The following is a 22,780-nucleotide window of genomic DNA, read 5'->3' as shown; positions in this document are numbered from 1 at the left end:
GCCGCAGGGCATTGAAGTCGCCGTACGGCACGCCCATCATCTCTGCCCGACCGCCCGTCCGCCGCCAGGTTCGGCAGGCACGGGCAAGCATCAAGCAGCGAAGCGCACCTGCACGCTGCCCCTATGGAGCTCCGGTCACTCCCGGTCGGCAAAGACGCTGGTATCCAGGCGTGCCAGGAGGTCCGCGGGGTCTCGGTACACCGCGCAAGCGCCGACTGCCTCCAGGTCTGCACGCGGGATCCCGCCGGACAGCACCGCTACGGGGGCTACGCCGTCTCGTACGGCGGCTTTCATGTCCCAGACGGTGTCGCCGACGAACACGGCCCGTTCGCTCGGTACGCCGGCGAGTTCCCTGGCCTGTTCGACGGGGTCGGGGGCGGGTTTGCCGTCGGCGACGTCGTCCGCGCAGGCTGATCCGAGGATGACGTCGTCCGCGTCGATGGCACTTCGTAGCGCGGCGAGTTCCGCGCCGCTCGCCGAGGTGGCCAGTACGATCGCCCAGCCTCGCGCGGCCAGAGCGCGCAGCAGGTCGCCCGCCGAGTCCAGTGACGGCAGTCGCTCGAAGTACGTCGCGTAGAGGGCGTGGTGGGCCGCGGTGAGCTGCTCGTCGTCGTCAGGGTCTCGGTCGTCGCCGAGCAGGTGGTCGATCAGGTCGCCGCCGCTGAGGCCCACGGCCCGGTGGATCTCATGCATGGGGATGTGGTGGCCGGCCTGCCGGAAGGCCTCCCACCAGGTGACGACATGCAGGTGATTGGTGTCGACAAGTGTTCCGTCGACATCGAAGATCGCAGCACGTTCCGTGGTCATCTCAGGTGTCCTCGGCCCTTCACAGTTCGCGCAGGGCGGGAAGCAGCTTCTGCTGGGCCCACTCCAGGTACGGTTCCTGGTGGTCGCCGCCGATCTGGACGAGTGCGACCTCGGTGAACCCCGCATCGACGTAGGTGGATACGGCCTCGATGACGGCGTCCACGTCGTCGCCGCAGGGAATGGACCGGGCCACGTCCTCGGGCCGTACGAACTGGGTGGCACCGGCGAATCCGGCGGGTCCGGGCAGTTCGGAGTTGACCGGCCAGCTGCCGCCGAACCAGCGGAACTGGTCGTGGGCGCGGGCGATCGCCGCGTCGCGGTCGGTGTCGTAACAGATCGGCAGTTGGCCGACCTTGGGCTTGCCCGCGCCGCCGTGCCGATCGAACGCGGAGATCAGTGCCTGCTCGGGTTCAGTGGCGATCACAAGGTCGGCGAGATGACCGGCGAGTTCGCACGAGCGGTCACCGGAGACGGCGACACCGATCGGCGGGGGCGTGTCGGGCAGATCCCATAGTCTGGCGTTCTGGACGTCGAAGTGGACACCATGGTGGTTGACGTTGTCTCCCGTGAAGAGCGAGCGGATGATCTCCACCGCCTCCTCCAGCATCTCCAGCCGGACGTGCGCGGCGGGCCATCCGCCTCCCACCACATGCTCGTTGAGGTTCTCCCCGGAGCCGAGTCCCAGGCGGAAGCGTCCCTGGGAGAGGAGTTGCATGGTGGCGGCCTTCTGGGCAACCACCGCCGGGTGGTAGCGGGTCGTCGGACACGTCACGTACGTCATCAGGGGAATGCGTCCGGTGGCCTGCGCGGCGGCGCCGAGTACGCTCCATGCGTATGGGGCGTGTCCCTGGGATTCCAGCCAGGGGAAGTAGTGATCGGATGTGACGGAGAAGTCGAAGCCGGCGCGCTCGGCGCCGCACACATGGCCGACCAGCTCCCGCGGGCCGGCCTGCTCGGTCATCATCGTGTACCCGATCTGCACCATGTCGCTCTTCTCCTCGTGGTCGGGGGCCGCGCAGGCGCGCAGGGCGCCGCGAAACGCGGTCTCCGTGTCAGTACCGCTTCCCCTGGAGCTGCAGGTCGACCTCCTTCTCCTGGTCTCCCGACGCCGTGCCCCGCTCGTCTACGGCGAAGGCTGCTCTCAGGGCTTCGCAGAGTTGGTCCACGGCGACGTAGCCGCCCTGCAGCGTGGCGCTGAGCGAACCCTCCAGCGGGGTGGGCCCAATGGGTACGCGCTTCTGCGTCGGCTCGAACTCCGCGGTCCACACGGCAGGGCGGTCCCCCGGCTGCTCATGGGGCACGACGTCGGCGGGCCGATCGATGGGGAACGCCGTCCGCAGGACGTCGAAGACGGTGGCAGCGTCCTGCTTGGACGCTCCGGTGAGAGACACAGTGACCATGGGGGTCACACTCCTTTCGGCTGAGGTACGACGGTGTACTTCGGGTCCTCCGCGGAGGCGATGCCCGCCGTGAGGACCCCGAAGCGGGTGCAGACCGAACCCGCCAGCAGTGCGAGCCCACCCGGATACGGCCGCCCCGGCCACGCGCCGGCGGTCGGCTCCGGTCAGCTGTAGGCAGACGGGCCAGTCGCTGACCCAGGTGCGTACACCCATGACGTGTCCTCTCGGGCGGCCGGACTCCTGTCGACAGTCGCGGGCATCCCTCCCAGCGTCACCCGTCGGGGCTCCCGCGGCGCGCGGAGCGTCAGGCGGGCGGTTCGTCGGGCATGGGATGCCCCGGACGTCGACTGCGGTCAGGGCTGCGCGGCGGGGGCGGGAGCGAGTAGGCAGCCGCCGTCGGCGAAGAACGCGGCGCCGGTCGAGTGTCCCGCGTCGTTCGACGCGGAACAGTATGAGGCTGCTGATCTCGTTCGGCCCGACGCGGGATCGGCTGGTGGTTGACGCTGACGATCAGCTCGCCGGTGGCGGGGTCGTAGGCCAGCGGGGTCCCGCTGACGCCGGGGGGTAAGCCGTTGACACGGTGTTTCTCCCGGCCGAGCTCATTCACGGTGATCTTGGTGAACCCGCGGACCAAGAGGTCAGCGCCGACCTCTCCCAGGGCCTCCACGACGTCGGGTTCTTCCCCACCCCGAACGCCGTCACCTACCGGGTCGGCGAAGCCATGGCGCTGGAGACTCAAACGTGCCGTCACCACACCTCAGGCCCGCCGCCGTGCCACTCGATGACCGGCGAGTCCGCCACATCGATCTCATCCATACCAGCCCAGCCCGCCCGCCGCATGATCTCGGACAAGTCACGCAGACTGCAGGCCGCCCCCATGGGCTCCCCGTCCACGCGCACTTGGCGCCCCTCCCCCTGGACGGGTGGGCAAACGATCACGGAACGCTCGGTCATTCGGCAAGCATCGCTCGCAGCCACAGCCCGCGCATCCGGACGTAGCCCTGTCGCGCTCGATGCCTTCGCCGAGGCGGCCGAGGGCCGACGGGGTCTCATCAACGCTGTCCAGGGCGAGTGGCGTCCTCGGCAAGCCGGGCGTGCTCCTCTCCACCGACCGCCCGGTGAACGGCAGCGGCCGGCGGCACGGGGCTCTCGACGCCGATCACTCACGGCCCGCCAGAACGACCTCTCAGTGAACGAGCGCCTTGCGCAGCCCGGGCTTCGATGCATCGGCCCACGCAGTCGGCAGTTCCCGTTCGCGCCCTTCGGCCACGGCTTGCTCCTGGCCGTACAACAGGCCCCAGGTGAAACCGGGCTCTCCTGCCGCGTGCGCCGCCAGGGCCAGGTGCCGGAGGGCGTCCCGCGCCACGACGCTGTCCTGATGGTCCCCGAGCACCTTCTGCACGGCCTTGACGCGCTTGCCGAGCCGCTTGGCGGGTTTGCCGAGCGAGGCGCGCGCCGGTTCGGTGGCATACCGCGTCTTCTTCGCCGCCTTGCGGGCCTGATGGAGGGCCGCGTCGCGTTCCGTCCCCGGGGAGAGCTCCAGCGCGTGTGCTACCCGGCCGGCCAGCTGGTCGTACTCCTTGAGGGTTGCCTTGACCATCACTTTCTCCGGCTTGCGAGCGGCTTTACGACGCAGCGGGGGCTGCAGCGTGAGCGTGGCCAAAGAATTCAGAAGGGCCAGGTAACGGGGTGAGAGCAGGGCGTCGAGGGTGCGCTGCCGCGCCTCGGAGGTGCGGGAGACGTTCCACACCTGCAACCGGGCTTCGACGGGCCCAAGGACCAGCTCTCGGGGCGAGGCCCCGACGTGCGCGCCGAGCCGTTCCATGAGGACCTCCTGGTCGCGTTCGGCGCCCAGCTCGCCGCCCAGCCACTTGAGCTCCTCGCGGATCGGATCGGTGACCTCACGCTCCAGCACCGCTCGGTAGGAACGCAGGGTGCTGCGCAGTCGACGGCAGGCGACGCGCATCCTGTGCACCGAGTCCGGCAGGCCGCGACGTACCGCGGGATCGAGGTCAACCAGGGCGTGGACCTGCCCGTCCACGTACCTGAGGACCTCTTCGGCGGCCGAGCCGGGTACGACGGACTCGGCACGCGTGTCCGGCAGGTGCGGCGCTCCCGTTCCTGTTTCCTCCAGGGCCCGGCTCAGCTTGGACGGACTGTCCGCACGGTCGATGCCGTTCTTGCGCAGGGCCTTGTCCACGAGGTCGAGCAGCAAGGGATCGGCGTCCTCGGCGAGCTCGACCTCCATCTCGGTCCATGAGGCCCGTGTGGTCGATGAGGCCCGTGTGGTCGTGGCGAGCAGGGACTCGGCGCGGACCGCGTCGAGGCTCAGCTCGGCGAGGACCCCGCCTTCGGAATCGACGAGGTGCCGTGTGCTGCGGGTGGACCAGATACGGACAACTGGCCTCAGCTCTCCCCCTCGGGTGCGGGAAAGGGCCAAGTCACGCAGGGTGTCCGGAACCGTGTCGGACAACGGGGCCTGCACCTCCTCCCGGCTGTCCCCGGACGTGGGCAGTTTGAGTTGCCAGCCCGCGTCAGCCCCGCCGGTCCTTCGCCGGAGCGTTGCCGACGTGCCGGCCAGGCGCAGGTCGTCTGTGTCGTAGTACACGGCGTCCAGTTCGTCGAGGCCCTTTCCCACGACCGATGCAATGCCGGCCACGCTGGTGAGTTCCGGCAGCCATGAGGTGTCTTGGGCCGACGGGGCTTCGTACTTTCGCTCTGTCTCTCGCTTCGAATGGGTCATACCGGCCGCGTGCACGCCTCAGCGCTGCTCAAACACTTGTGAGGCAACATATGCAGCAGACCCTCTCGGGCCAGGGAAAGCGTCTCGGCAGCGCCGTAGACGGCGACGGCGGAGCGGAAAAGCGGTGAACAAGGGAAGTATTTTGATTATTTTTGCAAACTTCCTTTCGGACCTGGCAGTGGATTTCGACGAGGGCGAGGTGCTGGCGCAGTGGGCACAGCAGGCGCCGCGCAAGGCGTGGCTTCTGCGGCCCGGAGACGTGCTGGTGAGTCCCGTACCTCTGGGAAGGCAGTTCCTGGAATATGTGACCGGTCTGACGGGGGTGCCCAGCGAGAGCGTGACGGTGATCGCGGTGCCGCCGGTCGGTGCCGTCCCCCTGGCGCAGGCGGTGCGCCAGGCTGGGCTCACCGACCGACTACAGGCTCTTGCCGACGAACCGGGTGCCGTCCTGCTGCCGACAGCGCTGGATGTGTCGGCGGTCGGCTTCGCGCGGGATCTCGGCCTCACGGTCCATCCCTACCCCACGGTTGACGACGCCGCAGCCGCGCTGAAGATGACCAGGCTGCTGAACACGAAGGCCGGGTTTCGCGAGGTGGCCGAGCGCCTGGCGATGCGTTTGCCGGCGGGGCGGGTGTGCCGACGCCCTGAGGTGGACGGGGTCGTACGCGAGTTTCTGGGGCAGTACGAGCGAGTGGTGATCAAGCCCGACCGCTCTGCCGGAGGTCACGGGATGCGCTTCATCGCGCGCGGCGACCTGGAAGGCGGGGCAGCCTTGGAGCTGGATGTGATCGGTGGTCCCGCGGGGACGTGGGTGGTGGAGGAGTACGTGGACGTGGCCGCGTCGGTCAGCATCCAGCTGGAGACCACCACCTGCGGGACGCGAGTCCTGTTCAGCGGTGCGATGCGCACAGCTCGGGGCTCCTTCACGGGATATGTTTCGCCGCTGCCGCCTTCCTGCGCGCACGTGGCCGGGGAGTTGGAGCAGTGGGGACTCCATCTGGGCCGCCACTTGGCCGGCCACGGCTACGCGGGGCCGTTCGGAGTGGACGCGCTGGTGAGTACGGACGGCTCGGTGTATGCCGACGAGAGCAACATCCGCCGTACCGCGACCACGACGCCCCACGCGATGGTCACCCGGCTGACGGCGGGGACGGCGGTCGCCCGGCCGGCATGGTCGGTGTCCACGGGGTATACACGACGGCCCTTCTCCTTCGAAGAAGCCCTCGCCCGGCTACGGGAACAGCGCCTCGCCTTCGACCCGGCGCGCGGTGAAGGCGTCGTCCTCTACGCGGATGCGCCGTCGGATGGCCGTTCCTGGCGCTACGCGGTGATCTCTGCCGACGCCGACGGCGTAGCTGAGTGGGATGCCCGGCTGTCCCGAGCCATGGAATTCGAATCGACCTGACCAGGTACCTGCGCGCGGTAGCCGGCGAGCGAGCCCGATCGGCCGGGGTGCACGGCCACCGGCCAAGCGCTGACGGCCGCCGCGACCATGGCGAGAGCCAGATGAGCGCTCACGGGCCCTTCCTCGGGGAGAGCGGGCTGCCCGTCGGCGTCCGCAGAGCTGGGGTGAGGCCGGCCGAATGGTCACCCGGGCCAGGTGCCGGTCAGGCGGCGGGCTACTACGGCGCCGCCTCGGTCGACCGCGGCCTTGACTCCGGCGAAGATCGCGCCCTGCAGGACAGCCGCCGACAGGGTCTCGCGCCAGTCGCGCTGCTCGTCGGTGGCGTCGGGGGCGTCCTCTTCGTGCCCGAGCTTCTTCCAGACCTGCTTGAACACTTTGCCGGCCAGCACGCCGCTCACGGTGCCCAGAACCAGCCCCACAGGCTTGTAGACGATCTTCGAGGCTTTCATCGCCGCCTCCCGACACGACGTACGACCGGCAGTGCGATCAGCGTTGTCGTGCTGATCGGTTACCCGAGTACCCCCGACGCCTCGCCTCACCGGTCGTCAGAGCAATCGTCGCCGAAGGATCGTGGTGTGGTGCGGTGCGCCCGGAGGGAAAGCAGGAGCTGTCCGGGCGTTCCCGGACGTCTTCCGGCGGCACCCACTCCCGCGGCGGGCGACGCCGCTCATACAGCTGCTTGGCGACCCCGTTGGTCAGCACCTCGGCCGCTGCCCTCGCGGCCACGCCGGCGGCAGCAGCCCTCAGGCCGAGCCGGCCATCGACAGCGGCCATCGTCCCAGCCGCCGCCCACCACAGCTTGGTGCGCTCGGCCGACTCCTCCAGCGCGAGGCCGCCTGGCCGCAGCCAGGTCGCCCCCACGCGATCGCCCGCCTGGCCGGCCGACGATCCCCCTCGCCCAGCGCACCCGCCACGCGCACGTGCTCCTCCACTCAGGACCCGAGGCGGCGGCGGTCCTGCTCGTCCCACTTCCGGGTGTCGCGCGGCTGGACGTAAGGCTCATCCTCGGCAGGAAGGCCGCCGGCGATGGCGCGCTGGCGTGCCAGCTCCGCGTCGAACTCCAGGCCGAGCAGGATCGCCAGGTTGGTGATCCACAGCCACACCAGGAAGACGATCACCCCGGCGACGGTTCCGTAGATCTTGTTGTACGAGGCGAAGTTGGCTACGTAGAGCGCGAACCCGGCGGAGGCGATCATCCAGATCAGCAGCGCGAGGAGGCTGCCGGGAGTGATCCAGCGGAAGCCGCGGACCTTCGCGTTCGGGGTCGCCCAGTACAGGATCGCGATCATGACGGTGACCAGGACCACCAGCACCGGCCACTTCGCGATCGACCATGCCGTCAGCCCCGCGTCGCCGACCCCGAGCGCGGTGCCTGCCTGCCGTGCGAGACCGCCGGTGAACACGACGATCAGCGCGCTGATCACGGCCATCACCATCAGCACCACGGTCACCCCGACCCGCACCGGCAGCACCTTCCACACCGGACGGCCCTCGGGGATGTCGTAGACCGCGTTGGCGCTGCGGATGAACGCGGCGACATAACCGGACGCCGTCCACACCGCGAGCATCAGGCCCACAATCGCCATGACCGAGCCCAGCCCGGCGTTGCCCTGCATCTGCTGCACCGCGTTGCGCAGGATGTCCTGCGCGGGGCCCGGAGCGAGCTTTTGGATGTTGTCCAGTACCTGCTGCGTCGCCGACTGTCCGACGATGCCCAGCAGCGACACGAGCGTGAGCAGCGCGGGGAACAGCGCCAGGATCCCGTAGTAGGTCAGGGCCGCTGCCCGGTCGGCCAGTTCGTCCTTCTTGAACTCCTTCAGGGTGCCTTTCAGCACCGCCCCCCAGGAGCGTCTGGGCAGGTCGGTCGGACTCTCCGGCGCCCGCCGCTCCACCTGCTCATCCGGCCCGGCGGCGGCCGGAGCCTGTACGGTCTCGCTCTCCCGGTCGGCCGCGAGGCGCCCGCTGTGCCGTCCATGCCGCATCAATGTCCGTACCATTCCGCACGGGTATCCGGCCAGGCGCTGCCCATGCGCGGATGTGTGGCATATCGGACTTTTCTTCTCTGTGCGGTCGCGGGACGGCTCTGTCGCACTCCTCGGAGGTGATCTCGTCGAAGGGGGCGAAGGCACTGGTGAACGCGGAGTTGATCCGGACGTCGATGGGGTCGAAGGACTGCTCGGCGGCCTCGGTGGCCGTCTCGACCTGGTGCGCGTCGGCGGTAGCGGCGACTTGGACGGGCGGCCGCCGAGGGATTCCACCTCCTTCGCGGCGCCCTCCGGACCGGCCCGACCGCGAGCGATCAGCACAAGGTTGGCGCCGCGCTCGCCGTAGAGGCGGGCGGTGGCGCGGCCGATGCCGGCGCTGGCTCCGATGATGGCGACGGTCTCGGGCATGGTCCTCGCCGGCTGTCTTACTATGCTCACTTCATGCCGGAAGCCGGGAGTAAGGGCGCACCGTCATTGACGGGACGTTCGGGAGGCAGGGAGATCGGCAAGCCAGTCGAAAACTCCCCAGTTTCTCCCCAGGGCTGATCGCGGCAGACTCCCTAGAGCGTGAGCGTCTGGAGTTGATCGTGGATTATAAGGTCAAAGAGTCGGATGGCCTGGGAAAATGTTGACCGAGGTCACCGCAACCCGCTACGTCACACCCCTCCGGTCCGGCGGCTCCGTCCCCGGAGTCGTCGAGGCCGACGACCTGGGGACGTACGTCGTGAAGTTCACCGGTTCCGCGCAGGGCCACAAGGCGCTGGTCGCCGAGGTGATCGTCGGCGAGCTGGCGCGCGCCCTCGGGCTGCGGTTCCCCGAACTGGTCCTTGTGCACTTCGACCCGGCGGTCGCGGAGCACGAGCCGCACCAGGAGGTGCAGGACCTGCTGCGCGCCAGTTCCGGGCTCAATCTCGGCATGGACTATCTGCCGGGCGCGAAGGACTTCACCCCGGAGATCGCGGCGACCTTCCCCGTGGACCCGCTGGAAGCGGGCAAGGTGATCTGGCTGGACGCTCTCACCGCCAACGTGGACCGCACGGTGCACAGCTCGAACCTGATGATCTGGCCCACGTTCGGCATCGCGCCCCCGCGTCTGTGGCTGATCGACCACGGCGCCGCCCTCGTCTTCCACCACCGCTGGGACGCGTCCGCGCCGGACAAGGCGTACGACTTCCGGCACCACGCGCTCGGCGGCTACACCCCGGACACACGCGCGGCCGACGCCGAGCTGGCACCCAGGGTGACCGAGGAACTGCTGCGCGAGGTCACGGCCGAGGTGCCGGACGCCTGGCTGGCGGAGGAGCCCGGTTTCGCGACCCCGGACGAGGCGCGCGAGGCGTACGTCGGCTACCTCCTCGCCCGGGTGAAGGCGTCCGCGGCATGGCTGCCCACGGATTTCCCGAGCCGCGAACAGCTCGCAGCGGAAGAAGCGGATCGCGCGGCGAAAACCCAGCAGGGCCGACCGAACTGGCTCAAGCGGGTCCCTGACCTGCACGGCAAACCGGCGGCGGAACAGGATTGGTCGGTGCACCTCGGATGACCACGGAAAACACGCACAGGGTGCAGATCGAGTACTGCACCCAGTGCCGCTGGCTGCCGCGCGCCGCGTGGCTGGCCCAGGAGCTCCTCACCACGTTCGAGACCGAGCTGACGGAGCTGGCGCTCAAGCCCGGCACCGGCGGTGTCTTCGTCGTACGCGTCGACGACGAGGTCGTCTGGGACCGGCGGGAGCAGGGCTTCCCGGAGCCGACCGCGGTGAAGCGCCTCGTACGCGACCGAGTGGCCCCGGAAAAATCCCTGGGCCACTCGGAGAAGTGAGACCGGACCGGCTCAGCCGACCAGCTGCTCGTACGCCGGCAGGGTGAGGAAGTCCGCGTAGTCCTCGTCCAGCGCCACCTTCAGCAGCAGGTCGTGGGCCTGCTGCCAGGTGCCCGCCGCGAAGGCCTCCTCGCCGATCTCGGCGCGGATGGCGGCGAGCTCCTCGGCGGCGACCTTGCGGGCCAGCTCCGGCGTGGCCTTCTCGCCGTTCTCGAACTCCACACCCGCGTTGATCCACTGCCAGATCTGCGAGCGTGAGATCTCCGCCGTCGCCGCGTCCTCCATGAGGTTGAAGATCGCGACCGCGCCGAGGCCGCGCAGCCAGGCCTCGATGTAGCGGATGCCGACCTGGACGGCGTTGACCAGGCCGTTGTACGTCGGCTTGGCGTCGAGGGAGTCGACGGCGATCAGGTCACCGGCGGCGACGGAGACGTCCTCGCGCAGCCGGTCCTTCTGGTGGGGCCTGTCGCCGAGGACCGCGTCGAAGGACGCCATCGCGATCGGGACCAGGTCCGGGTGGGCCACCCACGATCCGTCGAAGCCGTCGCCCGCCTCGCGGTCCTTGTCGGCCTTCACCTTCTCGAAGGCGACCTTGTTGACCTCTTCGTCGCGGCGGGACGGGATGAACGCCGCCATGCCGCCGATCGCGTGCGCGCCGCGCTTGTGGCAGGTGCGGACGAGGAGTTCGGTGTACGCGCGCATGAACGGGGCCGTCATCGTCACCAGGTTGCGGTCCGGCAGCACGAACTTCTGCCCGCCGTCACGGAAGTTCTTGACGATGGAGAAGAGGTAGTCCCAGCGGCCGGCGTTCAACCCGGAGGCGTGGTCGCGGAGTTCGTAGAGGATCTCCTCCATCTCGTAGGCCGCCGTGATCGTCTCGATCAGGACGGTCGCGCGGACCGTGCCCTGCGGGATGCCGACGTAGTCCTGCGCGAAGACGAAGACGTCGTTCCAGAGCCGGGCCTCCAGGTGCGACTCCGTCTTCGGGAGGTAGAAGTACGGGCCCTTGCCGAGGTCGATCAGCCGCTGCGCGTTGTGGAAGAAGTACAGGCCGAAGTCGACGAGCGCGCCGGGGACGGGCTTGCCGTCGGCGTCGACGAGGTGGCGCTCGTTGAGGTGCCAGCCGCGCGGCCGCATGACGACGGTCGCCAGCTCGTCATTGGCCTTCAGGGCGTACGACTTGCCGGACTTCGGGTCGGTGAAGTCGATGCCGCGGGTGTACGCGTCGGTCAGGTTGAGCTGGCCGAGGATCACGTTCTCCCAGGTGGGCGCGGAGGCGTCCTCGAAGTCGGCGAGCCAGGTCCGGGCGCCCGAGTTGAGGGCGTTGATGGTCATCTTGCGGTCGGTGGGGCCGGTGATCTCGACCCGGCGGTCATTCAGGGCGGCGGGGGCGGGGGCCACTCGCCAGGAGTCGTCCGCGCGGATCGCGGCGGTTTCCGGGAGGAAGTCGAGCGTGGAGGTACGGGCGATCTCGGCGCGGCGCTCGGCACGGCGGGCGAGGAGCTCGTCACGCCGGGGCGTGAACAGCCGGTGCAGCTCGGCCACGAAGGCGAGGGCCGCGTCCGTGAGGACCTCATCCTGCCGGGGCAGGGGCTCGGCGTCGACGATGGCCAGCGGGGACGGCGCTGGTGCGGACATGAGCTGTCACTTCCTTCGGATGGCACGGGGTGCAGTGGATATTAGTTTCCTCATGGTGGAAGTTCAATGATTTGTTGATGTCGAGACGTAGCTGATCGAGACAGAACTGGTCGAGACAGAACTGCTCAAGGTGTCACTCAAGATGGACCAGGTCCGCGTCCGTGTCGATGTCGAACGCCTGCGCCACATCCCCGCACTCGACGAGGGTGATGGCGCCCTCATGGGCCTTCAGATAGGCGCGTGCCCCCCGGTCGCCCGTGGCGGTCGCGGCCATCCCGGCCCAGTGGTCGGCGCCGAAGAGCACCGGGTGGCCGCGCTCCCCGTCGTACGCCGCCGCGGCGAGCGACAGCGGCGATTCGTACGCGGCGAGCACCCGGGCCACCGCCTCCCGGCCGATTCCGGGCTGGTCGACGAGCGACACCAGCGCCGCCCGCGCGCCCGTGCCGACCAGTGAGTCGAGCCCCGCCCGCAGCGAGGAGCCCATGCCCTCCTCCCACTGAGGGTTGTCCACGAGGACGCAGCCGGGCAGCTGCGCCCTTTCCCGTACGGCATCGGCCTGGGCGCCCAGGACCACATGGACCCGGGTGCAGCCGCCCGCGCGCAGGACCGCGACCGCGTGTTCGACCAGGGGCCGTCCTCGGTGGGGCAGGAGCGCCTTGGGGCGTCCGCCGAGCCGCCGTCCACCGCCGGCCGCCAGTAGCAGCCCGGCCACCTGGGGCTTGTTCTCCGTCATGTCCCCTGCATACCCGATGCGTACCGGACCCGGTCGGGGCGCGCGCCGTAATCCGGGTGGGCCTTGCGGTGTCTGTGGACTGAATTTCGGTCATCGGAGTGGCGCCCACCGCGCCGGGTGGCGTTTACTGGCCCGCGTCCCACGGCGCCCGACCACCGCCACGGGGTGTTGGTCCGGCATGCGAACGGCATGTGAACGACTTGCGCACAAGGGCGTGCGAGGGGGAGAGCTGTGTTGCGGAGCTTGGGGCAGAGGTCAGTGACCGGCAGTGACGAGGACCCGAGGGTGGCGGAACTGCGTACGGCCGTCTCCCGGCTGCGCCGTGAACTCGCAGCGCACCCGGCGGAGTTCCCCGACCGGGGCATCGCCGAGGACGAGCTCGCGGCGCTCGCCGCGATGGCCGTCGGCGGCGTCCCCGAGATTCCGCGGCTGCGCCGCTCCCTGCTGCTGATCGCGGGCGCGATCGGCTCGGTCAGCGCGCTGGCGACGCGCCTCGCGGACGTGCGCAGCGCGGTGGAACTGTTCGGGGAGCCGCCGCGCCGGTGACACGGTCGGCGGTGGTGCCCCGGTCGGCGATGGTTCCCCGGTCATGGCCGGCCGCGCGCCGGGCCGATGTGGACGGCGACGGGTCCGCGTCTGCGGCGTGATCCGCCGGACAGGTCCTATGCCTGGGTCGTCGGCCCCGAGCTCGCCAGTGCCTCCGACAGCTCCGCCGCGACCTGTTGCAGCACGGGCACGATCTTCTCCGTGGCCGCGTCGGTGACACGACCCGCGGGGCCGGAGATCGAAATGGCGGCGGCGGTGGGGGAGTCGGGCACGGAGACGGCGAGGCAGCGGACGCCGATCTCCTGCTCGTTGTCGTCGACCGCGTAGCCGAGCCGGCGCACCTCCTCGAGCGCGGTGAGGAAGCCGTCCGGCGTGGTGATCGTCTTCTCCGTCGCGGCGGGCATGCCGGTACGGGAGAGCAGTGCGCGCACCTCGTCAGCCGGGGTGTTCGCGAGCAGCGCCTTGCCCACGCCCGTGGAGTGCGGCAGCACCCGGCGGCCGACCTCGGTGAACATACGCATCGAGTGCTTGGAGGGCACCTGGGCCACGTACACGATCTCGTCCCCGTCGAGCAGCGCCATGTTCGCGGTCTCGCCGGTCTCCTCGACCAGGCGCGCGAGGTAGGGGCGGGCCCAGGTGCCGAGCAGCCGGGACGCGGACTCGCCGAGGCGGATCAGACGGGGGCCGAGCGCGTACCGGCGGTTGGGCTGCTGGCGTACATAACCGCAGACCACCAGCGTGCGCATCAGGCGGTGGATGGTGGGCAGCGGCAGTCCACTGCTGGCCGAGAGCTCGCTCAGGCCGACCTCGCCCCCGGCGTCGGCCATTCGCTCGAGCAGATCGAAGGCGCGCTCGAGTGACTGGACACCACCGCTCGGGGCGGATGACTTGGCGGCGTCGGTGGTGCTGGCGCTGGACGTCGGCACGGCGCGGTCCTTTCACGACTGACAGGCAGTGATGCAGCCTACCCGGCGGTCGGTTGACTCCTTGGTTGCGCACGGTTACGTTCTGCTGTGTGGAATTGTAATTCCACGTTACGGAAACGTCCAGGGGGGCGCATCGCGGGCAGAGTGGGTAAGGGTGCTCTTGACGGCGCGAGGGCTGGAGTGAAGACTCCTTCAACAGAACGTTGAATTCCGTTACGTGGAAGTTAACAGTGTTAACAGCGGTATCGGGAGTCAACAGCGGCAGAGAGGGGTCCGGGTGTCCGACGTCGAACTGGTGCTGCGCTCGACGCGCGTCATCACTCCCGAAGGGACACGCGCCGCCTCGGTCGCGGTCGCCGCCGGGAGGATCACGGCCGTACTCGCGCACGACGCCGCGGTACCGGCCGGTGCCCGCCTGGAGGACTTCGGCGACGACGTCCTCCTCCCCGGCCTCGTCGACACCCACGTGCACGTCAACGATCCCGGCCGCACGGAATGGGAGGGCTTTTGGACCGCGACGCGCGCCGCGGCCGCCGGCGGCATCACGACCTTGATCGACATGCCGCTCAACTCCCTCCCGCCGACGACGACGGTCGACAACCTCCGTACGAAGCGGGAAGTCGCCCGCTCCAAGGCTCACATCGACGTCGGCTTCTGGGGCGGCGCACTGCCCGACAACGTCAAGGACCTGCGCCCCCTGCACGACGCGGGCGTCTTCGGCTTCAAGGCGTTCCTGTCGCCGTCCGGCGTGGACGAGTTCCCGCACCTCGACCAGGACCGGCTCGCCCGGTCCCTCACCGAGATCGCCGGATTCGGCGGCCTGCTGATCGTGCACGCCGAGGACCCGCACCACCTCGCCGCCGCACCCCAGAAGGCCGGCCAGAAGTACGCCGACTTCCTCGCCTCGCGCCCGCGCCACGCCGAGGACGCCGCCATCGCGAACCTCGTCGCCCAGGCCGAACGCCTGCACGCGCGCGTGCACGTGCTGCACCTCTCGTCCTCCGACGCGCTGCCGCTGATCGCCGCGGCCAAGGCCGAGGGGGTGCGGATCACCGTGGAGACCTGCCCGCACTACCTCACCCTCACCGCTGAGGAAGTCCCGGACGGCGCCAGCGAGTTCAAGTGCTGCCCGCCCATTCGCGAGGCCGCCAACCAGGACCTGCTGTGGCAGGCGCTGGCCGACGGCACGATCGACTGCGTCGTCACCGACCACTCGCCGTCCACGGCCGACCTGAAGACCGACGACTTCGCGACCGCCTGGGGCGGCATCTCCGGCCTCCAGCTGAGCCTTTCGGCGGTCTGGACGGAGGCCCGGACGCGCGGCCACGACCTCGAGGACGTCGTCCGCTGGATGTCCGAGCGGACGGCGCGGCTGGTGGGACTCCGTCAGAAGGGCGCCATCGAGGCGGGCCGCGACGCCGACTTCGCGGTCCTCGCGCCCGACGAGACGTTCACTGTCGACCCGGCGGCCCTCCAGCACCGCAACCGCGTCACGGCGTACGCGGGCAAGACCCTCAGCGGTGTCGTGAAGTCCACCTGGCTGCGCGGTCAACGCATCGTGGCCGACGGTGAGTTCACCGAGCCGAAGGGCCAACTGCTCGCTCGTGGCACCTGATCGAATCCCGCACCCGCAGCGGCCGACACCTGAAAGGCAGACCTGATCACCGTGACGGCGATTCCCAGCTTCACCGGCGACGCGAACCCCTACGGAGGCGGCGACCCGTACGCGGACCACCGCACCGCCGACTTCCCGTTCACGCAGTACGCCAACCTCGCGGACCGGCAGCTCGGCGCCGGCGTCATCGCCGCCAACGACGAGTTCTTCGCCCAGCGCGAGAACCTGCTCGTGCCCGAGCGCGCCGAGTTCGACCCCGAGCGCTTCGGGCACAAGGGCAAGATCATGGACGGCTGGGAGACCCGCCGCCGGCGCGGCGCCTCGGCCGAGCATCCGTGGCCGACGGCCGAGGACCACGACTGGGCCCTGATCCGCCTCGGCGCTCCCGGCGTCGTACGAGGGCTGGTGGTCGACACGGCCCATTTCCGCGGCAACTACCCGCAGGCGGTATCGGTCGAGGGCGTGTCGTTCCCCGGCTCCCCGTCGCCCGAGGAACTCCTCGCCGACGACGTGAAGTGGACGACGCTCGTCCCGCGCACGGCGGTCGGCGGTCACGCGGCGAACGGCTTCGCCGTGTCCGTCGAACAGCGTTTCACGCACCTGCGCCTCAATCAGCACCCCGACGGCGGCATCGCCCGCCTGCGCGTGTACGGCGAGGTCGTACCCGACCCGAAGTGGCTCTCCGCGCTCGGCACCTTCGACGTCGTCTCCCTGGAGAACGGCGGCCAGGTCGAAGACGCCTCCAACCTCTTCTACTCGCCCGCCACGAACACCATCCAGCCGGGCCGCTCCCGCAAGATGGACGACGGCTGGGAGACGCGCCGGCGCCGCGACACCGGCAACGACTGGATCCGCTACCAGCTGGTCGCGCAGTCCGAGATCCGCGCGATCGAGATCGACACGGCGTACCTGAAGGGCAACGCGGCGGGCTGGGCCTCGGTGTCGGTGAAGGACGGCGAGAGCGGCGACTGGACCGAGCTCCTGCCCCGCACCCGCCTCCAGCCCGACACCAACCACCGCTTCGTCCTCGCCGCACCCTCCGTCGCCACCCACGCGCGCGTGGACATCTTCCCCGACGGCGGCATCTCGCGACTGCGACTGTTCGGCTCGCTGACGGAGGAGGGCGCGGCAGGTCTGACGGTTCGGCACCAGGAGCTGGGCGGCTGACCGCCCCGACACCGTGGGGCGCACCGGCTGTACGGCCTGGGCGCGCCCTACGTGTTGTCGCGTTCCGTCAGGTTGAACCACCGTCGGCAGGCGGGCCGTTCATGCCCGCGACGACCACGACTTCAGCCATGTGCACCGGGTGGAGCGGGGCCTGTCCTGAAAACTGGGGCCCTCAGGCGGCATGCCCGCCGTCGACCGCGAACTCCGCCCCCGTGACGTACCCGCCCCCGGCTCCCGCCAGATGCGCGACCATCGACGCCACCTCCCCCGCGGTCCCGAAGCGTCCCAGGGCGGTCATCGCCGCCTGGGCCGGAGCGTACGGCCCGTCGGCCGGATTCATGTCCGTGTCGATCGGGCCGGGGTGGACGATGTTCGCGGTGATCCCGCGCCCACCCAACTCTCGCGCCAGCGCCTTGGTCAGACCGATCAGCGCCGACTTGCTCATGGCGTAGAGCGTCCCGCCCGGCCCCGGTACCCGCTGCGTCATGCACGTGCCGATGGTGACGATCCGGCCACCGTCTTCCATACGGGCGGCCGCGGCCCGGGAGGCCAGGAAGACCCCGCGGACGTTGACGGAGAGCACCCGGTCCACGTCGGCGAGGGACAGCGAGTCCAGGGGGCCGAGCACCCCCACCCCCACGTTGTTGACGAGCACGTCGAGCCGCCCGAACACCTCGACCGCCCGCCCCACCGCCCCGGCGGCCTCCTCCGCGTCCGAGGAGTCCGCACACAGGGCGAGCCCCCGTCGCCCGAGCGCCTCCATCCTCCGTACGACGTCCGCCGCGGCTTCTTTGTCCCGCACATACGTGACCGCCACGTCCGCGCCCTCCGCGGCGAGCCGCAGCGCGGTCGCGGCCCCGATCCCCCGGCTGCCACCGGTCACCAGGGCCACCTTGCCGTTCATGGTTCCTTGAGAAGTCATGCACCCATCCCAGCGGCCGAGGCGCCCGGACGCCGGCGGCCATTGGACACCGCATTCTCGCTGGGCTGGAACTCCTTCCTCCGCTTCCGGCGTTCGAGTAGGGCGGCGACAAGCAGGGTCCGACGGGCGGGCTGTTCTCGACGCACGCGGGGTGAGTCGGCGTACGGCCGACCGATGAGTTATGGGCGCCGGTGGGGTCTGAGCTGATGACGACAGACCCCACCGAAGGAAGAAGGCACCCGTCATGGGCAAGCTCACCCTCACCAGCTTCGTCACCCTCGACGGCGTCTACCAGGCCCCAGGCGGCCCTCAGGAGGACCCCCGCGGCGGCTTCGAGCAGGGCGGCTGGAGCGTCCCGTACGGGGACGACGACTTCGGACGTTTCATGATCGACGTCTTCTCCCGTGTCGACGCCTTCCTGCTGGGCAGGCGCACGTACGAGATCTTCGCCGGCTACTGGCCGAAGGTCACCGACCCCGCCGACCCGATCGCCTCCAGGCTCAACACCCTGCCGAAGTACGTCGCCTCGTCGAGCCTCACCCAGGCCGACTGGAACGCCACGACAGTGATCAGCGGCGACCTCGACAAGGAGGTCACGGCGATCAAGGACGCCACCGCACGCGAGCTCCAGGTCCACGGCAGCGGAGCCCTCGCCCAGTCCCTGTTCGCGCTCGACCTGGTCGACACCCTGCACCTGCTGACCTTCCCGGTCGTACTCGGCGCCGGCCGTCGCCTCTTCGCCGAGGGCGCGGTCCCCACCGCGTTCCGGCACCTCGGGGGCAGCACCACCGGCTCGGGCGTCGCCATCCACACGTACGAGCGGGAAGGCCGCCCCACGTACGGCAGTTACTAGCTGTATCGATCACGGGGCGAGCGGCGGCGCATCCGGCGGCGCATCCGGCGGCGGATGCGCCCGGCTGAAGGCCGCCGCGCTCGGCCGTTCGCGCGCACGAACCCCACCGGCCCGCAGGGGAACCCGTGGCCCCGTTCGGGGGAGGCCGGTGCGTGGCGCGCGGGGGTCCGGTTACCGGAGTCGTACGTTCACGTCGTATGACGGACGTATTCGGAGACCGTGCGCACACGCCCACCCGTCGCACCGCGCTAGCCGGGCTCGTCGGCGGAGCCGGGGCCGCGTTGGCCGCCGGGTGCACCCCGCTGGGGGCGACGCCCGCGAGCGCGCCCACACCCAGTCCCACGGCGACGGCCTCCGGCCCGGCGGGCGGGCCCACGCCGGGGGTGATGACGCTGTTCAAGGAGCCGGCGTTCAACTTCAGCGGGCTCATGGCGCTGGGCGGCTCCGGTTCGGGCGCCGGTGAGGTGGGCGAGGTGCTCACCGCCGTGAACGCGATCAACAAGGCGGGCCTCTCCTCGCAGTCGTACGTCGAGACCTTCAGGAAGCTCGGCGACCAGCTCATGGCGGCGCCCGACGGCAGCAAGCCCGACGACCGGACCACGCGCCTGCGTGCCCTGCGGGCCGCGCAGTACTACGGCCAGGCACTGTTCTTCGTTCTCGGCTCCGACGACCCCGGCAGCGAGGAGCAGCTGTACAAGGCCGGACGCGGCGCCTGGGACAAGTTCTGTGCCCTGTGCGACCCGGCGCCGGTGAAGACGAACGTCCCGTACGAGAAGACGCCGCTGCCCGTGTGGTTCTTCCGGCCGGACGAGTCCGAGCGGCGCCGCCCCACCGTGATCCTCACGAACGGCAGCGACGGTCAGAACGTCGACATGTGGACCTACGGCGTCCCGGCCGCCCTGGACCGCGGCTGGAACGCCCTCGTGTACGACGGGCCGGGCCAGGGGCAGCTGCTCTTCGTGGACCAGGTGGTCTTCACGCCGACCTGGGAGAAGGTCGTCACCCCGCTCGTCGACTGGCTGGTCGCCCGCCCGGACGTGGACACCGAGAAGATCGCCCTGACCGGGCTGAGCATGGCGGGCGACCTGGCGCCCCGGGCCGCGGCCTTCGAGGACAGGCTCGCCGCCGTGGTGGCGATGCCCGGCTGCCTGACGCCCTGGCTGGGCTTCCCTCCGGAGATCCGGGAGATCCTTACCCCGAGCAAGGAGGAGACCAACAACATCTGGAACAAGGAGGTCGTTCCCGAGTTGCCTGCGGCCGATGCCGCGACGTTGAAGAAGCGCTTCGAGCCCTTCTCCGTGCCGGCGATGCTCGACGCCCGCAAGGGCAAGATCTTCACCGACTTCTACACCCCCGCGAAGGGCGTCGAGGCGCTGGACATCACGGATGTCGTCGGCCGCATCAAGACGCCCACGCTGGTCCTGGACTACGAGGACGAGCAGTTCTATCCCGGCCAGGCACGCCAGATGTTCGACAAGCTGACCTCTCCCAAGGACTACGTGAAACTCACCGCGGCCACCGGTGCGCAGCTGCATTGCTCCCCGATGGCCCCGCAGCAGCACTGCGAGGTCGTCTTCGACTGGCTGGACGAGACGCTGTCAGCCCGCTGACCTCCGCGCCATGTGCCTGCGCCGGCGCGACCACAGCCACTTCCGATCCGCCACGCCACCGCAGGCACCCGCCGAACAAAACGGTGTAGCCCGCACGCACTCCCGCCGGTACGGTGATCGTCCCCGTGCGAGCCGCCGCCGTCTCCACGCCTGCCCGCACGCACGCTGGAGACCGCTCTCATGTCGTCGATCGCCGTACCCGGCACGCTCGCGCCCCGTCGCGCCTGGCTCACCGACCTGCCCGTACTGTTCGTCGCGGTCGTGTGGGGAGCCAGTTATCTCGCGGCCAAGGACATCACCACCGCGCAGACGGTGATCGCCGTCCTGGTGCTGCGTTTCGGGATCGTGCTGCCGGTGCTGGTGATCGCGGGGTGGCGGGCGCTGCGTGCGCTGACCGCCGCGCAGTGCCGCGGGGCCGCGGTGCTCGGGCTGATCCTGAGCGGGATCTTCCTTCTGGAGACGTACGGCGTCGTGCACACCTCGGCGACCAACGCGGGCCTCATCATCAGCCTCACCATGATCTTCACGCCGCTCGCCGAAGCGGCCATGACCCGCGTCCGACCCCCGCGTGCCTTCCTCGCCGCGGCCGGGGTCTCCGTGCTCGGCGTGGTCCTGCTCACCCAGGGCGGCGGCTTCACCCGCCCCTCGCTCGGTGACCTGCTGATGCTGCTCGCGGCGCTGGCCCGGACCGTGCATGTGCTCGCCATGTCCCGTATCAAGTCCGTCCAGGGAGCCGACGCACTGCCGCTGACCACGGTCCAACTCGGCGCCGCGGTCGTCGTGTTCGCGGTGCTCGCGACCGGGGCCGACGCCACGCCGTGGGGCACGGCGGCGGGGTTCGGGGCCCGGGAGTGGGGCGGGTTGCTGTTCCTCGCCGCCTTCTGCACGCTCTTCGCGTTCTTCGTGCAGATGTGGGCCGTGCGCCGGACCTCACCGTCCCGGGTCAGCCTGCTGCTCGGCACCGAGCCGCTGTGGGCCGCCGCCGCGGGGATCGCCCTCGGCGGGGAACGCCTCGGCGCGTTGGGGCTGGTGGGCGGCGCCCTCGTCCTCGCCGGGACCGCGTGGGGGCGCCGCGCTGCGGGTTGACTCCCTGAAGTTTCATCGGACTTGGCGGGAGAAATCCTCTACATCGACATGCCAGGGCCTGCGCGCGTCATTCCGTAGCCATGAGATTCCCCGCACGAATCACTCGCATCGGCGCCGTGGTCGCCCTCATGTCCGCCCTGCTCATCGGCGGCACCGCCGTGGTCCCTGCCGACACGGCGGCGACTGCCGTGGGCAGCGTCTGCTATGGCGCGCTGCCGTCGCAGGCGTACACCACGCTCCGCCTGCTTTGAAGCCGGCGGCGTTGTACGGCTGCGACCTGCCGGGTCCGCCCTCCGGGCGGCCGCGCCGGTTGTGGAGCCACGTCCACCTGTCCACGTGCTCGGCCGTCAGGGCCCACAACAGCTCGATCACGAGCCGGAGTCATAGAGGCGTCGGCCGGGACCGGGAGGGGCGAGAGGGCGGGACCGGGCCCATGAAGCGCCGGTGAAAACCCTGTGGAAGTGGTGTCGGTGGGGCCGTTTATGCTGCACCGGACGATCACGCGGGACCAGGGGAGGGCGCGGCATGTTCGGCAAGCTGTTCGGCAGGGATGCGGAGAGACCGGAGGCGGATCCGCACGCCCTTCCCGTCCCGCGCAGGCAGAAGAACGGGATGTACACGCTGCGCGCGCTCGGGGACACGCGGGTGCTCGCGCTGGTGGAGGCCGCCGACGCGGGTGACTGGGAGGCGGTCAAGGCGGCGCTGGCTCCCTTCGACCTCGGCCGCGACCACCAAGTCCTCGGTGAGCTGGCCGACTTGGACGGTGTGCAGGACTGGATCGGCCGGGCGGTCGAGGAGGACAAGGAGCACCGGGCGACGGCCCTGCTGATATCCGGGACGCGCCACATCAGCTGGGGCTGGGAGGCGCGCACCGCCGAGCGCGCCGTGAACGTCACGCAGGAGCAGTGGCGGGTCTTCCGCGAGCGGCTCCACATCGCAGAGGAGCAGCTGCTCGAGGCCGCCGAGTTGCGGCCGGACTGGGTCACGCCGTGGCGCCGCCTCCTCACCTCCGGGCGCGGCATGTCGCTCGGCCCGGCCGTCAACGAGACCCGCCGCGACGCCGCCCTGCGCCGCGATCCGCTGGACCTCGAGACCCACGTCGAGTGGGTGTCGCAGCTGCAGCCCCGCTGGGGCGGCAAGCCGGGCCAGGCCCTGGCGTTCGCCCAGGAGGCGGTTGCCCGCGCCCCGCAGGGGCACCGCCTCGGCTGCGCGATCGCCATGGCGTACATCGAGGAGTGGGTCGAGTCGGAGCGTGGGGACTACCTCGAAACCTCCGAGATCCAGGCGCAGTTGCGGGAAGCGGCGGACCACAGCATCCTCCACCCCGCCTACGTGTGGCGCCCGGGCTGGCAGCACGACTTCAACATGTTCGCCATGGCGCTGTCGCTGGCCGGTGAGCGCCACACGGTCAAGCGCGTCTTCCGAACGCTGGACGGTGCCTACACCAAGTGGCCCTGGACCTATTTCGCGGAGCCAGAGAAGGCGTTCGCCCGCCACCACCGCCGTGCCTGAGCACCCGTTGATCC

The 22,780-nt window shown here is 70.2% G+C and carries 20 protein-coding genes and 4 pseudogenes; 12 read left to right on the top strand and 12 right to left on the bottom strand.

Going from position 1 to position 22,780, the window contains the following annotated elements:
- Window positions 1-135: 135 nt before the first annotated feature.
- From AB0D57_RS16065 to AB0D57_RS16050, 4 genes and pseudogenes are all read right to left on the bottom strand, one after another.
- Window positions 136-807: an HAD family hydrolase gene (locus tag AB0D57_RS16065; RefSeq protein ID WP_362072125.1), complete on the bottom strand. Its 672-nt coding sequence runs from the start codon at window positions 805-807 to the stop codon at window positions 136-138.
- Between the two features lie 19 nt (window positions 808-826).
- Entirely contained in the window at window positions 827-1,792 is a 966-nt protein-coding gene (locus AB0D57_RS16060; protein ID WP_362072123.1) for an LLM class F420-dependent oxidoreductase, read from the bottom strand.
- A 67-nt stretch (window positions 1,793-1,859) separates the two neighbouring features.
- Complete coding sequence (locus tag AB0D57_RS16055) at window positions 1,860-2,207, bottom strand: hypothetical protein (RefSeq protein ID WP_362072121.1); 348 nt, start codon at window positions 2,205-2,207, stop codon at window positions 1,860-1,862.
- 5 nt (window positions 2,208-2,212) lie between these two features.
- Window positions 2,213-2,326 (bottom strand): annotated as a pseudogene (locus AB0D57_RS16050) (polysulfide reductase); the annotation flags it as partial.
- Between the two features lie 515 nt (window positions 2,327-2,841).
- On the opposite strand from AB0D57_RS16050, the pseudogene AB0D57_RS16045 reads away from it, so the two are divergent.
- Window positions 2,842-2,931 (top strand): annotated as a pseudogene (locus tag AB0D57_RS16045) (NADPH-dependent oxidoreductase); the annotation flags it as partial.
- A 462-nt stretch (window positions 2,932-3,393) separates the two neighbouring features.
- On the opposite strand, the gene AB0D57_RS16040 reads toward AB0D57_RS16045, so the two are convergent.
- Window positions 3,394-4,950 (bottom strand): CYTH and CHAD domain-containing protein, encoded by a 1,557-nt coding sequence (locus tag AB0D57_RS16040; RefSeq protein ID WP_362072119.1) that lies wholly within the window; start codon window positions 4,948-4,950, stop codon window positions 3,394-3,396.
- Between the two features lie 178 nt (window positions 4,951-5,128).
- Between AB0D57_RS16040 and AB0D57_RS16035 the strand changes: the two genes are divergently transcribed.
- A complete protein-coding gene (locus AB0D57_RS16035; RefSeq protein WP_362072117.1) occupies window positions 5,129-6,355 on the top strand; it encodes a peptide ligase PGM1-related protein in 1,227 nt (408 codons plus the stop codon).
- A 182-nt stretch (window positions 6,356-6,537) separates the two neighbouring features.
- Here the strand turns inward: AB0D57_RS16035 and AB0D57_RS16030 are convergent, their stop codons facing one another.
- The 3 genes and pseudogenes from AB0D57_RS16030 to AB0D57_RS16020 form a co-directional block, all read right to left on the bottom strand.
- Window positions 6,538-6,804: a DUF4235 domain-containing protein gene (locus tag AB0D57_RS16030; RefSeq protein WP_362072115.1), complete on the bottom strand. Its 267-nt coding sequence runs from the start codon at window positions 6,802-6,804 to the stop codon at window positions 6,538-6,540.
- 483 nt (window positions 6,805-7,287) lie between these two features.
- Window positions 7,288-8,352 carry a YihY/virulence factor BrkB family protein gene (locus tag AB0D57_RS16025; RefSeq protein WP_362072178.1) on the bottom strand — a complete coding sequence of 355 codons (1,065 nt, stop codon included), beginning with the start codon at window positions 8,350-8,352 and terminating at the stop codon, window positions 7,288-7,290.
- A gap of 306 nt (window positions 8,353-8,658) precedes the next feature.
- Window positions 8,659-8,748, bottom strand: a pseudogene (locus tag AB0D57_RS16020) (hypothetical protein); the annotation flags it as partial.
- Between the two features lie 217 nt (window positions 8,749-8,965).
- On the opposite strand from AB0D57_RS16020, the gene AB0D57_RS16015 reads away from it, so the two are divergent.
- Both AB0D57_RS16015 and AB0D57_RS16010 read left to right on the top strand, forming a co-directional pair.
- A complete protein-coding gene (locus AB0D57_RS16015; protein WP_362072113.1) occupies window positions 8,966-9,880 on the top strand; it encodes a HipA family kinase in 915 nt (304 codons plus the stop codon).
- Window positions 9,877-10,158, top strand: coding sequence for a SelT/SelW/SelH family protein (locus AB0D57_RS16010; protein WP_362072111.1), 282 nt, complete (start codon window positions 9,877-9,879; stop codon window positions 10,156-10,158). Before AB0D57_RS16015 ends, AB0D57_RS16010 begins: the two co-directional genes overlap by 4 nt.
- Before the next feature lie 12 nt (window positions 10,159-10,170).
- Here the strand turns inward: AB0D57_RS16010 and aceB are convergent, their stop codons facing one another.
- Window positions 10,171-11,796: a malate synthase A gene (aceB, locus tag AB0D57_RS16005; RefSeq protein ID WP_362072109.1), complete on the bottom strand. Its 1,626-nt coding sequence runs from the start codon at window positions 11,794-11,796 to the stop codon at window positions 10,171-10,173.
- A 133-nt stretch (window positions 11,797-11,929) separates the two neighbouring features.
- Window positions 11,930-12,529 carry a nucleotidyltransferase family protein gene (locus AB0D57_RS16000; RefSeq protein WP_362072107.1) on the bottom strand — a complete coding sequence of 200 codons (600 nt, stop codon included), beginning with the start codon at window positions 12,527-12,529 and terminating at the stop codon, window positions 11,930-11,932.
- 231 nt (window positions 12,530-12,760) lie between these two features.
- On the opposite strand from AB0D57_RS16000, the gene AB0D57_RS15995 reads away from it, so the two are divergent.
- Window positions 12,761-13,075 carry a DUF5955 family protein gene (locus tag AB0D57_RS15995; RefSeq protein WP_362072105.1) on the top strand — a complete coding sequence of 105 codons (315 nt, stop codon included), beginning with the start codon at window positions 12,761-12,763 and terminating at the stop codon, window positions 13,073-13,075.
- A gap of 116 nt (window positions 13,076-13,191) precedes the next feature.
- Here the strand turns inward: AB0D57_RS15995 and AB0D57_RS15990 are convergent, their stop codons facing one another.
- Window positions 13,192-14,001 (bottom strand): IclR family transcriptional regulator, encoded by an 810-nt coding sequence (locus AB0D57_RS15990; RefSeq protein WP_362072103.1) that lies wholly within the window; start codon window positions 13,999-14,001, stop codon window positions 13,192-13,194.
- 277 nt (window positions 14,002-14,278) lie between these two features.
- Here AB0D57_RS15990 and allB point away from each other — a divergent pair, with 277 nt between their 5' ends.
- Window positions 14,279-15,616 (top strand): allantoinase AllB, encoded by a 1,338-nt coding sequence (gene allB, locus AB0D57_RS15985; protein ID WP_362072101.1) that lies wholly within the window; start codon window positions 14,279-14,281, stop codon window positions 15,614-15,616.
- A 51-nt stretch (window positions 15,617-15,667) separates the two neighbouring features.
- Entirely contained in the window at window positions 15,668-16,783 is a 1,116-nt protein-coding gene (gene alc / locus AB0D57_RS15980; RefSeq protein ID WP_362072099.1) for an allantoicase, read from the top strand.
- A gap of 172 nt (window positions 16,784-16,955) precedes the next feature.
- Here alc and AB0D57_RS15975 read toward each other — a convergent pair whose 3' ends face one another.
- Complete coding sequence (locus AB0D57_RS15975) at window positions 16,956-17,705, bottom strand: SDR family oxidoreductase (RefSeq protein ID WP_362072097.1); 750 nt, start codon at window positions 17,703-17,705, stop codon at window positions 16,956-16,958.
- Window positions 17,706-17,949: 244 nt separating this feature from the next.
- On the opposite strand from AB0D57_RS15975, the gene AB0D57_RS15970 reads away from it, so the two are divergent.
- The 5 genes and pseudogenes from AB0D57_RS15970 to AB0D57_RS15950 all read left to right on the top strand — a co-directional run bounded on the left by AB0D57_RS15970 (window position 17,950) and on the right by AB0D57_RS15950 (window position 22,766).
- The gene (locus AB0D57_RS15970) at window positions 17,950-18,558 is read left to right on the top strand and encodes a dihydrofolate reductase family protein (RefSeq protein ID WP_362072095.1); all 609 of its coding nucleotides are present in this window, start codon (window positions 17,950-17,952) and stop codon (window positions 18,556-18,558) included.
- 197 nt (window positions 18,559-18,755) lie between these two features.
- Window positions 18,756-20,168 (top strand): alpha/beta hydrolase, encoded by a 1,413-nt coding sequence (locus AB0D57_RS15965; RefSeq protein WP_362072093.1) that lies wholly within the window; start codon window positions 18,756-18,758, stop codon window positions 20,166-20,168.
- Between the two features lie 180 nt (window positions 20,169-20,348).
- Window positions 20,349-21,254 carry a DMT family transporter gene (locus tag AB0D57_RS15960; protein WP_362072091.1) on the top strand — a complete coding sequence of 302 codons (906 nt, stop codon included), beginning with the start codon at window positions 20,349-20,351 and terminating at the stop codon, window positions 21,252-21,254.
- Window positions 21,255-21,334: 80 nt separating this feature from the next.
- Window positions 21,335-21,502: pseudogene (locus AB0D57_RS15955) on the top strand (ribonuclease); the annotation flags it as partial.
- Window positions 21,503-21,779: 277 nt separating this feature from the next.
- A complete protein-coding gene (locus AB0D57_RS15950; protein ID WP_362072089.1) occupies window positions 21,780-22,766 on the top strand; it encodes a hypothetical protein in 987 nt (328 codons plus the stop codon).
- Window positions 22,767-22,780 lie beyond the last annotated feature (14 nt).

Origin of the sequence: Streptomyces sp. NPDC048275 (assembly GCF_040652275.1) — a bacterium.
GTDB lineage: Bacteria > Actinomycetota > Actinomycetes > Streptomycetales > Streptomycetaceae > Streptomyces.
The sequence above is the reverse complement of the archived record's forward strand: the minus strand, read 5'-3'. Positions and strand labels throughout refer to the sequence as shown.